We start from the raw sequence: 13,898 nt of genomic DNA on the forward strand, positions 1-13,898 counted from the left end.
GGATGCGCTTCGCTTTCCCGCCCTACGAGTTATTTTATTTCAGGCCAAGGCTTGCGCGAGCCGCTGCACGAATTCGCGTTCCTGCGCAGCCCGGCCGGCAAAGGTCTCCAGCGCGCTTACGTCCCACTTGAACAGGCCCCACATGGGGATACTGCGCAAAATCCGGTCCACCTCATCATGGGACGCGGCGTCCACGATAAATACCACGGCCCGGTCCCCCAGGGGCACGCCGCCGGCGAGGATTTTTTTCTCAGCTTCCAGCCGCATCAGACTCTCGAACAACGTCAGCACCAGATCTTCCAGACCTTTCAGGGTCTCCTCAGGTGAAGCATACCCGGGCCCTTCCGAAGCGGATACCAGGTAGTGCATGGGAAATCTCCTTGCAGTTTTAATGAGGCTCCAACATCGAAGGCTTGTAAACTTGTTAACCATTTTCTATCAATAGTCAATGGACCATCAGAGGCTTTGATGAGGTGCCCGTGGAGAATTCGAGCTCAAATGCTGCCACAAGTTTTCCTTCGCTTTTTGGAAGGGTATGAGATATATTTAGATGTTTGAGACGAACATCAGGAGGGCAACAGATTATGAAAAATGATATCCATCCCAACTACATTGAAACCACCGTGCGCTGCGCCTGCGGCAGCGAGTTTACCACCGGCTCCACCAAGGATAACATCCGGGTGGAAATCTGCTCCAAGTGCCATCCCTTCTTCACCGGCAAGCAGAAGCTTATGGACACCGCCGGGCGAGTGGAGCGCTTCCGGCGTAAATACGCCCATCTGGAACAGAACAAGGCGGCCGACAAAGCCGAATGAAATCGGACGATCAACACTTGGCCGTCGGGGGCCAGGCGGTGCTGGAGGGCGTGATGATGCGTTCCCCCCACGCTCTGGCCGTGGCAGTGCGCCGTCCCGACGGCTCGGTGATTCTCAAAGACGAGCGGTATTGCTCCCTGGCGGAGCGCTACCCCATGCTCAAGCGCCCCTTCCTCCGGGGTCCCGTCATCCTCATCGAGTCCATGGTCACCGGCGTCAAGGCCCTGACCTTCTCGGCCCAGGCCGCCCTTCAGGAAGAAGACAGCCAGGAGGACGAGCCCCTGGGTTGGGCGAGCATCACCCTCACCCTGGGGGGCGCCTTTTTGATGGCCTTCCTGTTTTTCGGATTTCTGCCCCACTGGTTAAGCGGCAAAGCGGGTTATTTAGTGGGCAGCCCCCTGACCCCGGCGGACTTCACGTTTCATGTCATCGACGGCATCATCAAGGCCGCCTTCCTTGTGCTCTATATCTGGGGTATCTCGTTTTTCCCGGACATCCGCCGGGTGTTCGAGTACCATGGCGCCGAACACAAGTCCATCTGCACCTTTGAATCAGGGGAAGAACTGACGGTGGCGCACGCCCGGCGTCACCCCACCGCTCATGCCCGCTGCGGCACCTCCTTTATCCTGGTGGTGCTCCTGGTGAGCATCCTGATCTTCACCTTTTTCTTTCCCTTGTTTCCGGCCCTCACCCAACGCGGCCTTGCCAACAATCTCCTTCAGGTCCTCATCAAGGTGGGGCTTATGTTCCCCATCGCAGCGCTGTCATATGAGATCATCCGCTGGGGCGGCAAACACTCTGATTCACTCCTGGCGAGAGTCCTCCTCTGGCCCGGCCTGGTCACCCAGCGCCTCACGGCCCTGGAACCCGACGACTCCCAACTGGAAGTGGCCCTGGAGGCCTTGAAAGCTGTCCTGGCCCGGGAGGAACATCCCATGCCCGAAGGCGAGTTGGCCGGCGATACCCTCACCTGTGCCGAATGCCGGCATTAATAAATAGTGAGCGGTAAGCAGTGAGCAGTGAGCAGTAAAGTGCGGCCGGTCAGGTAATCGCGTTATTTACCGATGCCCCCTTACCAAAAACCAAAAACTAAAAACCAAAAACTATATATCGGCGCCGCGGGCTGGGATTATGCGGACTGGCGGGGAGTAGTCTACCCCCCAGGGCTTAAGGGCGCGGACCGCCTCACCTTCCTTGCCGGTCTCTTTGGCGCTGTGGAGATCAACGTCACTTTCTACCGGCCCATTGCGCCCGACTATGCCCGGCGTTGGCTGTCCGCAGTGGCGGATTCCCCGGATTTCCGCTTCACCGCCAAGGTCTGGCAGGTCTTTACCCACGAACGGCGGCTGCCGGGGGCCGAACTGGCCCAGTTCCAAGAGGGGCTGGCGCCGCTTTTGGATGGAGGCAAGCTAGGGGTGCTTCTGGCCCAATTCCCCTATTCTTTCCATAATACCGAAGACAATCGCCGCTATCTCCTGGAACTCAAGGACGCGTTTCGGGATTTTCCTCTGGCTGTGGAGGTGCGGCACCGCTCCTGGCAGCAGCGGGCGGTGCGGGACTTCTTACAGACCGCGGGCCTGGATTTCTGCAACATCGACCAACCCCTGGTCTCCTACCCCATGGGAGCTACCAGCTGGGTCACCGGCGCTCGCGGGTATCTGCGCTGCCATGGCCGGCACAAAGAGGCCTGGTTTGAATTCGGGGATGACCGCCAGGCCCGCTACGACTATCTCTACTCCCCCGAAGAACTGGAAGACCTGGCGTCCCGCACCCGGGAACTCATGGAGAAAGCCCGGGAGACCTATGTCATCTTCAATAACCACCCCGCGGGCCAGGCCGTGGCCAACGCCCTGGAACTGGAACATCGGCTCGCACCGGGGCAGGCCTTGCAAGTTCCTGAACAACTGCTTGCCGCCTTTCCGCGGCTTACCGGCCTCAAGCCTCAAGTAGAGACTCCACCCTGCAAGCGCTGACGGAATAGGCGGGATAGGTTCGCCGCTGACGATGTTACATTGAAAAGGAAGCGCCCCCGAAGTGTGGGGGCGTTTCTGCGTTGCATGGCAATACAAACAACAGAGAAATTGAAGCGTTTGATTAGTTTTTCCAGCGTTGCCGGAACAGCATCGCCACCAGACCGGAGCCGAATAAAATAGCCGTTACGGGCACTGGAACTGCGGCAATGTTATCCACCCCTAAAGAAGCTGCGATCGCGGGACCCGGGAAACCGGGGTCAGAGCTATGGTACAGGCGCATTACCGTTGCATGCGTTAATGCCGTAGTAACATCGCCCAGCGCCGCGCTTAGATCGGCAGGACTGATGGGAAAGAGCACCGATATCCAACCGCTCCCGGGAGGGACTATGACTGCCTCCGTCGAAAAAGCGATATTTTCAGGCGGCCCAACCGTGGGGTCTTCAAACAACAGCCGGAGAGCGAGTTCTGTACTTCCCAGGTTATTGACAGCCATCGTAATAAGATCGATCCCTGCGGCGATAAAGTCACCCGTCCACTGGCTTGCGTTAATGACGGTCAATCTACTGCCCGCTCCACCGCCGCCAATGGCCGTAAGCAGTAGATAGTGGTCGCCGGCCCCCGCGGGACCACCCGTAGCTACATTAACCGGCGGCGCCGGGTGTGGAGCGCCCAGTAAGCCAACCACCCAGTTCTGAGTGGTGCCGTCTTCAAAGTTATCCACCTGCCCTAAGGTCACCCCCGAGGCCGGCGGCGCCTGAAATAAGATTATCAAAAGAATAGCCCACAGCATCACACGTAAGGATCTCATGGTTTTCTTCCCTTCTCTGTATGACCGAAATCAAGCACCTGGCCAATGGACTGCCCCGAATTGCTGTCTGGAACTAATTTTTTACCCTTTAACCTCCCAACAGACCTTGGGGCGGATTTCAAACCAGCACCCTAAACCATTTTTCCAAAATATATAGCTTTAAATTTTATTGTAAAGATTTATTAATAAAAGAAGTTTGACGCCAGGCTGATTATTGGCAGGACCAGGAGTTCGTAATAGGTTGGCAGGCAGATAATGACTGGCCGTTTATGACTATCTATATCTATACCGGCGAAGAGGAAGCGCCACTTCCCTGTGGCACCTTTTTGTCGAAGAGGACGGTTAGGCAGACCGCCGCCGCCAGGCGACGAGAGCGCCAAGACCCGTCAGGACCAAGGGCAGGGTGGCCGGCACGGGAATGGCAGAAACCATGAAATAGGCCGCGCCAGGGCCTGCAATTTGATAGGGCTCGATGGTAAGAGAATGATTTCCAGCCGCCAGGAAGAAAAAGCCGCGACTCAGATCGGGGTCCAATAATGCTACTACCGGATCGTCCGTTCCAGAGTCGTTCCCGGTATTAGCCACTGCCGTAGTTCCTCCGATAAAGAGGCCAAAATCGAAAACGTTGAAGGCGTCACCCTCTAGGAAAGCATCTACGACAGTGAGGAAGGTCGGCGCCAGCGAGCTAAAAGTCCAGGCCGGGGCGGGAGCATTTTGCGAGTTGCCGCTGATGCTCGGGATAACAAAATCCCCTAACGGATCATCGGGGAAAGCGCCCTGCGCCTGAACTCCCACAGCCGTAAAACTAAATTCATACCACAAGGGATCATTTACGGTAATGGGGTCAGCTTGGGCCGCCGCCACAAATCCCATCACCACCAGAAGCATGGAAATCAACGCAATCTTTTTCATTCGTTCCTCCTGGTAAATTGTTGTCAGCCATTCTTTTCTCTGCCTCCACCCTGCCGCACCTGTTCAGTTCCGGATTACCCCCCTTTCGGTGATAGATGGGAACCTTGCAAGAGTTCCAGGGAATTATTATCTGGGTGCTTTCGTTCCTCCCTTGAACCCTTTTCAAGGTTAGGCGGACCAACCCGGCCTCCCCTTCCGATCTCTTTTGGATAGTATTAAATAATTTAGTTTTTAATTAATATATTTAATTTATCATATTTGTAAAGTATTTTATATCTTCATTTATTTATTTAATTAATTTCTTCCCAGGGATCGTTGCCAGGATCAACAGAAGATGGTGCGAGCCTAAGATGATCGGCCGGAGAAATGGACTTCGGCCGTCTATCAGATCGTGGTGGCGGGGGTTATCCTTAAAACACCAGCGCCCCGAAGCCCCGGGTCAGCATCCCCAGGATCAGAGCCAGGATGAGCGACAGGCCTGCGGCTGTGGCTGCGCCCTTCCAGCCCAGTTCCCGGCTCATGGCCGCGATGGTGGAGGCGCAGGGGACATAGAACAGCACAAAGATGGTGAAGGTGAGGAGTTGGGTCAGGGTCAGGACCGTGGTGATCTGGGGGGTGCCCAGGGCCTCGGTGAGCATCACCAGGGATAGCTCTTTGCGCATGATCCCGAAGATCAGCGTGGTACCCACCGCTGGGGGCAGGCCCAGAATATAGGTGAAAGGGCGGCAGAGGTCGTTGACGTAGACCTCCAGGTGATAAAATTGCAGGAGGCTCAGGACCAGACTCCCCACAATCAGGATGGGCCAGGCCACCACGATGAATTCCTTCAGGCTGTGCCAGGACTTGCGGGCCACATTCTTAACGGTGGGGAACCGGTACTCGGGTATCTCCATCAAAAGACCCGGGGAAACCTCGGGCAGAATCCAGGTGGAGACTTTTCCCAGCAGGGCAATGATCACCAGATTGAGAAAATAGACCCCCAAGGCCCAGAACGGCCCCAGGGCATAGGCCACCAGGGCGAAGATGATCACCGAACGGGCCGAACAGGGGACCAGCACCGCCAGCATGGAGACCACCAGGCGGTCCCGGGGGCTCTCCAGGATGCGGGTGGCCATCACCGCGGGGACGCTGCAGCCATACCCCAGGATGAAAGGAATGATGGACTTGCCGTGGAGTCCCAAAAAATGCATGAGGTTATCCATCAGGAAGGCTACCCGGGGCAAATAGCCGCTATCCTCCAGCAGGGCCAACCCGATGAGGAACGGCAAGAGGTACGGCAGCACGATGGCCACCCCGCCGAAGATGCCCATGAGCAGGCCCTCAACGACGCTATAGGTCAGCGTGTTGACCCCCAGCCAAACTTTGCACAATTCCTGGGCCGCGGTTAAATAGCCCAGAAAGAATCCTTCAACATGTTGCCCCACCTTGAAGACCACCATGAAGAAGCCGGCCAGGATCGCCACCAGGAGGACATAACCCCAGAACCTGTCGGTGGCAATCTTGTCCAGGCGCTCTCGCCAGCCGGCCTTTTCCGCCGGTTTGACCTTCGCCACCTGCTCGAAAAGGTTGACGCTCAGGGCATGGCGCTCTGAGGAGATGACGGTTTCCGGGGGTCGGCCGTGGGACTGGGCCAGGATTTTTTGGCTATTTTTTACCCAGTGGACCGCTTCTTGATCCCGGCGCCCGATTTCCTCGATGACATAGGGATCATCCTCCAGGGCCTTGACCAGCATGAAGCGCCAGGGCAACCTCATTTCTTGCGAAAATTTGAAATCCAACTGAACCGCCAGGGAGTCGATCTCTTCTTCCACGTCGCGACTAAACTGGATCTGGGCGGGCAGCACCCCAGCCCGGCCCGCAATGACCGCGGCGTGCAATAGATCGGTGAGGCCCCGGCCCGCCGCGGCCACAGTGGTCACCACCGGCACCCCCAACAGCCCGGAGAGTTTGGCCGCGTCGATCACGATGCCCTTGCGCGCGGCCTCATCCATCATATTCAGGGCCAGCACCAAGGGACGTTCCAGGCTCATCAGCTCTAAAGTGAGTTCCAGACTGCGACTCAAGAGCGACGCGTCGATCACGTTGATAATGACATCGGATTTGCCCGCCAGGAGATAGTTCCGGGATTCCCGTTCCGCGGGGTCGATGGAGGTAAGGGAATAGACCCCGGGCAGATCGACGCAGGTGAGCGCCTCCCCTTCGAACACCACCTGGCTGACGGTGTACTTCACCGTTGTGCCGGGAAAATTGGAAACCGCGGCCTTATAACCGCTGAAGTAATTAAAAATGGTGCTCTTGCCGCAATTGGGTTGGCCGATGAGAGATATAATCATGCGTAACGCCTAAGGCGACTCCTTGAACAAGAATCGAAAGTCATGAACTTTTTTATTTATCATTACTGAGACTCAATTGCAATTTTATCATATCAATTTCGTCACCTGGACTTCAAACTCATCTACCGCTTAGCCTAAAGCAAAGCCGGGATGGCAGGTCCAGCCACCTTAATAGCTTGACACTTGGCCAGATTTTTATATATTAATTTATTTTGGATGTGTGAATAAACTGCATATGAACGCTATGAAATCCCGAAGCTTGCAAATAGGCCTCAAGGGCATCCCCGACATCGGCAAAGAGGTCGCCATCGACCTGGGACCGGAGTGGTTTGCCCGCTGGCGCGGCGAGGACCCCGGCCTGGAATTTGCCGACGCCCATATCACCGGTACGGTGAGCCTCTCGAAACACGGTAATGATGTTCTGGTGCGCGGGCAGCTTGAAGGCACCCTGGACCTGGCCTGCAGCCGCTGTCTTGCGCCCTTTAGCCATCCGGTGGCCGCCGAGTTCGACCTCCTCTTGGCGCCATCCCCCGAAACCGCGGCCGCGGCAGACGAGGAATTGAGCCCCGCCGACCTGGACATGGACTATTATACCGGAGAAGTGGTGGACCTGGAAAGCATTCTGAGAGAACAGATTATTCTCATGATCCCCTTCAAGCCCCTGTGTGACGAAGTCTGTAAAGGCTTGTGCCCTCAGTGCGGGGCCAACCTCAACCGCGAAAGCTGCCACTGCCGGCCTGAAGCCGTTAATTCCCCCTTTGCCGACCTGGCAAAGTTGAAAATTTAAGGAGAACGCCCGTGCCTTTACCAAAAAGAAGAACATCCGTATCCAAGAAGAATAGCCGCCGCTCCCATGACCACCTGACGCCGCCGCAGTTGTCCACCTGCCCCAAGTGCAATGAGCCCCGGCTGCCCCACCATGCCTGCCCCAGTTGTGGCTTTTACAAGGGCCGGCTCGTGATCCCGAAAGCGGCGGAGTAGGTCACCATGGATTATCTGCTCAGCGAAGAGCAGCAGATGCTCCAGGATTTGGCCCGCCAGATCTCTTATGAACGCATCAAGCCGATCCGGGCCCAACTGGACGAAGAAGAGACCTTTCCCTGGGACATTATGGCCGACCTGGCCCAGGCCGACCTGTGCGGCACCATCATTCCCGAAGAGTATGGTGGGCTGGGGTTGGGATGCATGGAGAACTGCCTGGTTTTAGAGGCCCTGGCCGAGGGCTGTGTCGGGGTGGCCACCACGTATGCCGCGAGCTTTCTGGGGGCATATCCCCTCCTGCTCTATGGCACCGAGGCCCAGAAGCACCGGTATCTGCCGGCCATGGCCCGGGGTGAGTCCCTGGCCGCGTTTGCCCTGACCGAACCCCAAGCGGGCTCAGATGCCGGGGCTATTGCCACCACCGCAGTAAAAGACGGCGATTTTTTCGTCTTAAACGGCACCAAGCAGTGGATCACCAACGCCGGGGAAGCCGAATTCAACACCATCATCGCCCTCACCGACCGGTCCAAAGGGGCCCGGGGCGCTTCGGCCTTCCTGGTGGAGAAAAATGACCCGGGCATCTCTTTCGGCAAGAAAGAGAAGAAGATGGGCATCCGGGCATCCGTCACCCGGGAGATCATCCTGGAGGACTGCCGCATCCCCGCGGACCGGCTCCTGGGCAAACCCGGCCTGGGCTTCATCATCACCATGAAGACCCTGGACCTGGCCCGCCCCGGCGCGGGCGCCCTGGCCGTGGGCCTGGCCCAAAGCGCCCTGGATGAAGCCGCCAGCTTTGCCAAGGAGCGCCACCAGTTCGGCGCCCCCATCTTTTCCTTCCAGGCGGTGCAACACCTCCTGGCCGACATGGCCACCCAGATCGAAGCGGCCCGAGCCCTGACATACGCCGTAGCCCGGCACATCGATTCCAAACCCAAAGATTACTCCAAGCACGGCGCCATGGCTAAACTCTTCGCCACGGATATGGCCATGAAAGCCACCGTGGACGCGGTCCAGGTCATGGGCGGCCACGGCTACATGCGGGAGTATCCCGTGGAAAAGATGATGCGGGACGCCAAGATCCTCCAGATCTACGAGGGCACCAACCAGATCATGAGGAACGTCATCGGGTTGGCGTTGAATAAGGAATATTCGAGGAAGAAATAGCCGGAGAAGAGTGGCCAGTGGTCAGTGATCAGTGGCCAGTGTAAGTCTCCATTTACTGGCTGTTTGCACCTGTCGTTGGCCCTAAGTCACTGGGCTCCCAGCGAGAAAATTGGTTTACCAGTTTCACCCAGGCAATGATCAAGACCGAGGGGAATCTAAAACCTCCCAAGCGTAAATTAGAAATCAGATGCAGGGTGGGCACGGTCCACCATTTCCTTTTCTTTCTGACCACTGGCCACTGACCACTGACCACTATGAATATCATCGTCTGTATAAAGCAAGTACCCGACACCCAGGAAGTGCGCCTGGACCCCGTGACCCACACCCTGAAACGGGAGGGCATCGCGGCCATCATCAACCCCTTTGACCTCTATGCCCTGGAAGAGGGGTTAAGGGTCAAAGATGCCCAGGGGGGCACGGTGACGGTCATCACCATGGGTCCGCCCCAGGCCGAGGCCGCGCTGCGGGAGGCGTTGGGTTATGGCGCCGACGCCGCGGTGCTTTTGAGCGACAGGGCCTTTGCCGGGGCCGATACCTGGGCCACGGCGCTCACGTTGGCCAAGGCGGTGGACAAGCTGGGTGGCGCTGACCTGATTTTTTGCGGCAAACAGGCTATTGACGGGGACACTGCCCAGGTAGGTCCCATGCTGGCCACCATCCTGGATATTCCTTACGTCGCCTGGGCCCGGAAATTGACTTTCACCGACGGAAATCTCACGGTGGAACGCCTCCTGGACCACGGCTATGACGCGGTGGCAGCCGATCTCCCGGCCCTGATCACCGTGGTCAAGGAGATCAACGAACCCCGAGTGCCATCCTTCAAAGCCAAACTCAAGGCTAAAAAAGCAGCCATCCCAGTTTGGGGTATCAACGATCTTGGCCTGGAAGCCGGTGAGATCGGTCTGAGCGGCTCCTTCACCCAAGTGGTGAAGGTCTTTCCGCCGCCCTCCCGGGGCACCCCGGAGATCTGGACCGGGGCGGCTGAGGAACTGGCGGACCGGTTGTGGCAGCGGCTGAAGGCGCAGGGCAAAGCTTTATAATTTTCATCCGGAAACTCCCTATAACTCCCCCCTTTGGAAAAGGGGGGCTGGGGGGGATTTTGTTGGCCCTGATAAATCCCCCTAAATCCCCCTTTTACAAAGGGGGACTTTATGAACCGCTTCCAGCCTGCGCATTCCCGGATGAACACTAATTTAGGACATTGGCGGCCACGGGCCGCCCTATGACAGTGGTCCAGGGATGGCCTTACAAGAAGAATTTGAAAAAACCGGGGAATACTTCTTCAGATGGAGAAGCTATCTACCGTTAATCATGGCCGTTTTTTTTATCCTGGCCCTGGCCGGTTATCGCACCCCCTTTGAAAACCCTGGCCTAAACCTGGCCTGGGATAGTTTCTGTCTGGCAGTGGCGCTTTTAGGCGAGGGCATTCGGTTCTTTACGGTGGGATATGTCCCCCGGGGCACTTCAGGCCGCAATACTAAAGGGCAAGTGGCCGAAACGCTGAACACCACGGGCATGTATGCGGTGGTGCGGAACCCCCTTTATTTGGGCAATTTTATCATCTGGTTCGGATTGTCCCTGTTTATGAAGTTGTGGTGGTTCACGGCGCTGATCAGCTTATTTTTCCTGGTATTTTACGAACGGATCATCTTTACGGAAGAACGCTTTTTGCGGGAAAAATTTGGGGACGAATTTTTGCAGTGGGCCGAGAAGACCCCGGTCATTATTCCCAATTTCAAGAATTGGCGGCCGCCGTCCCTGCCCTTTTCGTGGAAATCGGCCATCGTCCGGGAATACGGCTCCTTTTACGCCGTCATAGCCACCTTTACGGTGTTGGAACTGCTAGGCGGGTTGTTTGGTTACGGCAGATTTTCCATAGATGCCATCTGGATAAAGGTTTTTATAAGCAGTACGATTTTTTATCTTACGGTAAGATTTCTGAAGAAAAAAACCAAAGTGTTTGCCACGACGGGCAGGTAACTTGAGTCCGGGAGTCTTTGCTGATTGCTGACTGCTAAAACATGAGCTTAATCCTTTACTCCGAAAAATGTATCGCCTGCGGCAACTGCATCGAAGCCTGCCCCTTCGGGGTCTTACGGCTGGAAGGCGACACCCTCATCATTGGCGAGGGCTGCACCCTGTGCGGCGCCTGTGTCGAGGTCTGCGAGGTAGAAGCCCTGGCCCTGCCCGAGACCGAGGGTGAATCAATCCGGCCCGCGGTGCCGCCTGACGGCATTTGGGTCTTTGCGGAACAACGGGCCGGCGCCCTGGCCCCGGTGACTGCTGAACTCCTGGGAGAAGCCCGGCGGCTGGCCGAACCTTTGGGCGTTAAGGTGGCCGCGGTCCTCTTGGGACATCAGGTTGCCGACCTGGGCGAGAATCTGCTCGCGGCCGGGGCGGATAAGGTCTACGTAGCAGAGCACCCGCGGCTCCAAGATTTCCTGGAAGAGACCTATGCCGCGGCCTTGACTGAACTAGCCCGGAAATTTAAACCAGAGATTATCCTGGCTGGCGCCACCTATCTAGGGCGGGCCTTTATCCCCCAGGTGGCCGCAAGCCTAAAGACCGGCCTCACCGCGGATTGCACCGCCTTTGCCATCGACCCGGAAAAACGTTTGCTGCTTCAGACCCGCCCGGCCTTCGGCGGCAATATCATGGCCACCATCATCACTCCCAGGACGTTTCCCCAAATGGCCACGGCTCGGCCAGGGGTTTTCAAGCCGGTCACGCCCTCAGCCAACCCTGCCGGGGAAGTGATCCGGGTGGAGTTGGCCACCATGGACGCCCCGCGCCGCAGCCGTTTTGTGGCGACGGTGGCGGAAATCAAGGAGCGCATCCCGCTTTCTGTCGCCGAGGTCATCGTGGCCGGGGGCCGCGGCCTGAAAGACGGCAAGAATTTCAAGCTCCTGGAGGAGCTCGCGGACTTGCTGGGTGGGGCGGTGGGCGCCACCCGGGGCGCGGTGGATGCCGGCTGGATTCCTTATGCCCACCAGATCGGCCAGACCGGCAAGACCGTCTCCCCCAAACTATACTTTGCCATAGGCTTGAGCGGCGCCAGCCAGCATGTGGTGGGGATGCAATCCGCCGACGTCATTGTGGCTATCAACAAAGACCCCCAGGCGCCCATTTTTCAAGTCGCCGATGTGGGCCTGGTTGGGGACCTGTTTGAGATTGTCCCGGCCCTGATCCAAGCGATCAAGAAAGATCGGGGCTGAGATAATTCTAAAGGGGGGATGCGCTTCGCTTTCCCACCCTACGTGTTACTCTTAAATAGGTGATGACCCGGATCGGAAATGCATTTAGTGAAAAAAAGTATAAGAAACCCCTTTCAATTTCGGCAAATTCGATTTATGTAATTAACGCAGCAGACTCATGAGTTCAGAGGCTGGGGGAGTGTCGTGCGCCAAGCCTAAAATGGCGGCAAACGCAAGTGCCCGACCAGACGATAATATGAATGATACCAATCGTATAGCCTTAGTGACCGGCGCTGCCCGCGGGATCGGCCGGGCCATTGCCCTGGCCCTGGCGCAACCGGGCCTGACCATCTATCTTAATGATGTGGTCCTGGGGGAAGAAGCCGCCAGGACGCAACAAGAGGTGGAGACCAAGGGGTCGACGGCCCGTTTGGTGGAATTTAATGTGGCCGAGGCCGCGGCAGTCAACCAGGGCATTGATCATATTTTGAAAGAAAGCGGCCGCATCGATATCTTGGTGAACAATGCCGGCATCACCCGGGACAATCTCATTATGCGCATGAAGGAAACCGAATGGGATGCTGTTCTGGGGGTCAATCTCAAGGGCGCCTTTAATTGCATCCGGGCCGTGAGCAAGCCCATGGTCAAACAGCGGAGCGGGCGCATCATCAATATCAGTTCGGTAGTGGGCGCCATGGGGAACGCCGGCCAGGCCAATTATGTGGCATCCAAGGCCGGCCTGATCGGGCTCACCAAGACGGTGGCCCGGGAACTGGCTTCCCGGAACATCACGGTCAACGCCGTGGCCCCGGGCTTTATCCAAACAGAAATGACCGAGGCCTTGCCGGAGGGCACCAAGCAGCTGATGATGACCCAAATCCCTTTGGGTCGCTTTGGCACCGCAGAAGAGGTAGCCCAAGCAGTGGCTTTCCTGGCTTCCGATGCCGCAGCCTATATCACCGGTCAGGTGATTCATGTCAACGGCGGAATGTTGATGGTTTAAGAAAAGAGGAGGTTTTTGAACAATGGGAGCAATTGAAGAAAAGGTAATCGACATCATCGTAGACAAATTGGGGGTGGACCGCGCCGAAGTCACACCCGAAGCCGTATTTGTCGATGACCTGGGAGCCGATTCCCTGGACCTGGTGGAATTGATCATGGCCATGGAAGAAGAATTCGGTATGGAGATCGCTGATGAGGACGCGGAAAAGCTAAGGACCGTTCAGGATGTCATCACCTTCGTCTCCGCCCGGGCCGCCTGAGCCGGAAATCATCACCATTGGCTGCGATCACGCCGGCCATGGTTTGAAACGGGACATCCTTAAGTTTTTACATGAACTCAAGGTGCCCTATGTGGATATTGGCTGCGCCAGTCCGGATGAATCCGTACATTATCCGCTGTACGGCAAAAAAGTAGTCGAAGCACTGTTGGCGCGGCAAAAAGCGCGGGGTATACTTATATGTGGGACCGGCATCGGCATGAGCATCATGGCCAACCGGTTCCCGGGCATCCGAGCCGCCCTCTGTCACGACATCTTTAGCGCTATCATGTGCCGACGCCACAATGACGCCAATCTGCTGGTAATGGGAGGGCGGGTCATTGGCCCGGATCTGGGTAAAGAAATCGTTCGGGCCTGGCTCACAACCCCCTTTGACGGCGGCCGTCACCAGGAGCGTTTGGAACTGTTGGAACGGTTGGCCCAAGCAGCTTCTTAGGA

Annotated in this window: 16 protein-coding genes; 12 read left to right on the top strand and 4 right to left on the bottom strand. The window is 57.0% G+C overall.

All coding sequences use genetic code 11. The annotated features are described in order from the left end of the window. Positions 1-39: 39 nt before the first annotated feature. A complete protein-coding gene (locus WC600_11500; protein ID MFA4903352.1) occupies positions 40-369 on the bottom strand; it encodes a hypothetical protein in 330 nt (109 codons plus the stop codon). 215 nt (positions 370-584) lie between these two features. Here WC600_11500 and rpmE point away from each other — a divergent pair, with 215 nt between their 5' ends. The 3 genes from rpmE (at position 585) to WC600_11515 (ending at position 2,788) form a co-directional block, all read left to right on the top strand. Then, entirely contained in the window at positions 585-815 is a 231-nt protein-coding gene (rpmE, locus tag WC600_11505; GenBank protein MFA4903353.1) for a 50S ribosomal protein L31, read from the top strand. Beyond that, positions 812-1,807, top strand: a complete 996-nt coding sequence (locus tag WC600_11510; GenBank protein MFA4903354.1) for a DUF1385 domain-containing protein — start codon at positions 812-814, stop codon at positions 1,805-1,807. The genes rpmE and WC600_11510 overlap by 4 nt, the downstream gene beginning before the upstream one ends. Before the next feature lie 72 nt (positions 1,808-1,879). Next, positions 1,880-2,788, top strand: coding sequence for a DUF72 domain-containing protein (locus WC600_11515; GenBank protein ID MFA4903355.1), 909 nt, complete (start codon positions 1,880-1,882; stop codon positions 2,786-2,788). 121 nt (positions 2,789-2,909) lie between these two features. Here WC600_11515 and WC600_11520 read toward each other — a convergent pair whose 3' ends face one another. The 3 genes from WC600_11520 to feoB all read right to left on the bottom strand — a co-directional run bounded on the left by WC600_11520 (position 2,910) and on the right by feoB (position 6,841). Further along, the gene (locus WC600_11520; protein MFA4903356.1) at positions 2,910-3,596 is read right to left on the bottom strand and encodes a hypothetical protein; all 687 of its coding nucleotides are present in this window, start codon (positions 3,594-3,596) and stop codon (positions 2,910-2,912) included. Between the two features lie 342 nt (positions 3,597-3,938). Next, positions 3,939-4,508 carry a VPLPA-CTERM sorting domain-containing protein gene (locus WC600_11525; GenBank protein MFA4903357.1) on the bottom strand — a complete coding sequence of 190 codons (570 nt, stop codon included), beginning with the start codon at positions 4,506-4,508 and terminating at the stop codon, positions 3,939-3,941. Positions 4,509-4,918: 410 nt separating this feature from the next. Then, positions 4,919-6,841: a ferrous iron transport protein B gene (gene feoB / locus WC600_11530; protein ID MFA4903358.1), complete on the bottom strand. Its 1,923-nt coding sequence runs from the start codon at positions 6,839-6,841 to the stop codon at positions 4,919-4,921. Positions 6,842-7,085: 244 nt separating this feature from the next. Between feoB and WC600_11535 the strand changes: the two genes are divergently transcribed. The 9 genes from WC600_11535 (at position 7,086) to rpiB (ending at position 13,896) form a co-directional block, all read left to right on the top strand. Then, entirely contained in the window at positions 7,086-7,628 is a 543-nt protein-coding gene (locus WC600_11535) for a DUF177 domain-containing protein (GenBank protein MFA4903359.1), read from the top strand. Between the two features lie 11 nt (positions 7,629-7,639). Further along, entirely contained in the window at positions 7,640-7,822 is a 183-nt protein-coding gene (gene rpmF, locus WC600_11540; protein MFA4903360.1) for a 50S ribosomal protein L32, read from the top strand. A gap of 6 nt (positions 7,823-7,828) precedes the next feature. After that, the gene (locus WC600_11545; protein ID MFA4903361.1) at positions 7,829-8,986 is read left to right on the top strand and encodes an acyl-CoA dehydrogenase family protein; all 1,158 of its coding nucleotides are present in this window, start codon (positions 7,829-7,831) and stop codon (positions 8,984-8,986) included. Positions 8,987-9,240: 254 nt separating this feature from the next. Then, positions 9,241-10,026 (top strand): electron transfer flavoprotein subunit beta/FixA family protein, encoded by a 786-nt coding sequence (locus WC600_11550; protein MFA4903362.1) that lies wholly within the window; start codon positions 9,241-9,243, stop codon positions 10,024-10,026. Positions 10,027-10,225: 199 nt separating this feature from the next. After that, positions 10,226-10,966, top strand: a complete 741-nt coding sequence (locus tag WC600_11555; GenBank protein ID MFA4903363.1) for an isoprenylcysteine carboxylmethyltransferase family protein — start codon at positions 10,226-10,228, stop codon at positions 10,964-10,966. A 41-nt stretch (positions 10,967-11,007) separates the two neighbouring features. Continuing rightward, positions 11,008-12,201, top strand: a complete 1,194-nt coding sequence (locus tag WC600_11560) for an FAD-binding protein (GenBank protein MFA4903364.1) — start codon at positions 11,008-11,010, stop codon at positions 12,199-12,201. A gap of 235 nt (positions 12,202-12,436) precedes the next feature. After that, complete coding sequence (fabG, locus tag WC600_11565) at positions 12,437-13,183, top strand: 3-oxoacyl-[acyl-carrier-protein] reductase (protein ID MFA4903365.1); 747 nt, start codon at positions 12,437-12,439, stop codon at positions 13,181-13,183. Positions 13,184-13,205: 22 nt separating this feature from the next. Beyond that, on the top strand, positions 13,206-13,442 hold the full coding sequence (gene acpP, locus WC600_11570; protein MFA4903366.1) for an acyl carrier protein: 237 nt from the start codon (positions 13,206-13,208) through the stop codon (positions 13,440-13,442). Then, a complete protein-coding gene (gene rpiB, locus WC600_11575; protein MFA4903367.1) occupies positions 13,408-13,896 on the top strand; it encodes a ribose 5-phosphate isomerase B in 489 nt (162 codons plus the stop codon). The genes acpP and rpiB overlap by 35 nt, the downstream gene beginning before the upstream one ends. Positions 13,897-13,898 lie beyond the last annotated feature (2 nt).

This window comes from Desulfobaccales bacterium (genome assembly GCA_041648175.1).
Lineage (GTDB): Bacteria > Desulfobacterota > Desulfobaccia > Desulfobaccales > 0-14-0-80-60-11 > 0-14-0-80-60-11.